This window comes from Rhizobacter sp. P3_B12 (assembly GCF_056402895.1).
The window spans coordinates 1-1,653 of record NZ_JBFUGN010001197.1 but is presented as its reverse complement, the minus strand read 5'-3'; the positions used below and the strand labels follow the sequence as shown (position 1 = coordinate 1,653).

Here is a 1,653-nt window from a genome sequence, read left to right as displayed (position 1 = left end):
GGGATGGACCTCGCGACGCCGCTGCCGGTGGCGCACCGGTTGTCGGCCTGGCTCGCGCAGATCGACCACACCTCGTTCGACACCGCGACGCTGATCAACAACGCCGGCGTGCTGACGCGCGTCGGCCCGCTCGGGCATGTCGACGGCACCGATGTGTCGAACGCGCTGCGCGTCGGGCTCGAGGCACCGCTGCTGCTGACCGCCGCGTTCCTGCGCGCGACGCTCGCGTGGCCGACGCGGCGGCGCGTGCTGCAGATCTCGTCAGGGCTGGGTCGGCGCGCAATGGCGGGCCAGGCGATCTACGCCGCGGCCAAGGCCGGGCTGGATCATGCGGCCCGCACGATCGCGCTCGACGAAGCATTGCAGCCGAACGGCGCGAAGATCGTCTCGCTGGCGCCTGGCGTGATCGACACCGAGATGCAGGCCCGGCTGCGCGACAACCCGGCGGATGGCTTCCCCGACCAGTCGCATTTCGTGAACCTGCAGCGCAACGGCGGGCTGGCGTCGCCGGCCGAGGCCGCGGCCAAGGTGCTGGCCTACCTGGATCGCACCGATTTCGGCAACCAGCCCGTAGCAGACGTCAGGGACGCCTGAGGCTGCTCAGGACCGGTCGAGCCGCGGCGGTGCAGCAGGCACCTCGCGCGCTTCGACGTCGACGACATTGGCCGGATCGACCGCCGCGCCACCCCGCGTGAAGCCGCCGAACGGCTGGCGCGGATCGACCTTGAAGCGCCGCACCTGGGGCTTGCGGCCGCGCAGCAGTGCCCACGTGATCAGCGTCAGCGTGAGGACGATTCCCAGCAGCAGCAGCCCGGCCGCGAAGATGGCGCCGATCACGATGGCGACCAGGCGAATCAGGAAGGCGAACACGCGGCGGAAGATCATGGACAAGGGGCACCTCGTTGGCGAGCCGGCATTATCAGGCCGGCACAGGCGCAGGGTCTTTCAGGTCATTCAGCGTTGAACCTGGCGCTGACTTCAGCCGCGCTCGCCGCGGGCCGCACGGGCCTGCTGCGCGAGCTGCACGTCGCTGGCCTGCAGGTTCGTCGATTCGCGCTTGCCGGTCACGACCACCTGCGGCATCACGATCACGGGCATCTTCCTGCCGGTGATGGTGACCATCGGCATCGTGATCACTTCCGGCGCCGCGGCGGCGACCTGGGCGCCGGCCTGGACCCGCGGCTGGCACAGCAGCACGGCGGCGGACAGCGTGGCAACGATCAGCGTCAGTTGGGTCAGGCGGGTGGTGGTCATGTCGGGCTCCAGTCGGTGGTTTGTGTCGTCGATGGAGTCAGTATCGGCAGCCGCCCCGCCCTCTCCCAGCGCCTTGCGACGGCCCGGCCCGTCGCGCGGACGAACTGCAGCCGGGCGCGACGAACCGGCCGCGCCGCAGCCCTCGCCCTGCGGGCTCAGGCCCCCGCCGGCCCCTGGAACCCGCCCTGGCGGAAGGTCAGCACCAGCGTGTCGCGGTGCGCGCTGTGCTGCGCATCGGCCGACAGCGGCTGGATCGGCGTGCTCTCGTGGATCACGCGCTCGTCGTCGAGCATCAGCGTGGTCCACGGCTCGCTCATCGTGAAGCGGATGCCGTTCGGGCCCTCGGCTTCGAAGACCCGCGTCTCGCCGCCCTTCACGCCGCGGCGGCCGACCAGCAGC

The 1,653-nt window shown here is 71.1% G+C and carries 4 protein-coding genes; 1 reads left to right on the top strand and 3 read right to left on the bottom strand.

Annotated features, from left to right (window positions below):
* On the top strand, positions 1-594 hold a 594-nt coding region (locus AC1D01_RS33715; RefSeq protein WP_477873820.1), incomplete at its 5' end, for an SDR family NAD(P)-dependent oxidoreductase.
* Positions 595-600: 6 nt separating this feature from the next.
* On the opposite strand, the gene AC1D01_RS33710 is transcribed toward AC1D01_RS33715, so the two are convergent.
* The 3 genes from AC1D01_RS33710 to AC1D01_RS33700 all read right to left on the bottom strand — a co-directional run.
* Positions 601-870 carry a hypothetical protein gene (locus AC1D01_RS33710; RefSeq protein WP_477873819.1) on the bottom strand — a complete coding sequence of 90 codons (270 nt, stop codon included), beginning with the start codon at positions 868-870 and terminating at the stop codon, positions 601-603.
* A 108-nt stretch (positions 871-978) separates the two neighbouring features.
* Positions 979-1,254, bottom strand: a complete 276-nt coding sequence (locus tag AC1D01_RS33705) for a hypothetical protein (protein ID WP_477873818.1) — start codon at positions 1,252-1,254, stop codon at positions 979-981.
* Between the two features lie 155 nt (positions 1,255-1,409).
* Positions 1,410-1,653 (bottom strand): 2OG-Fe dioxygenase family protein (locus AC1D01_RS33700; protein ID WP_477873817.1); only part of this gene is annotated, 244 nt, incomplete at its 5' end.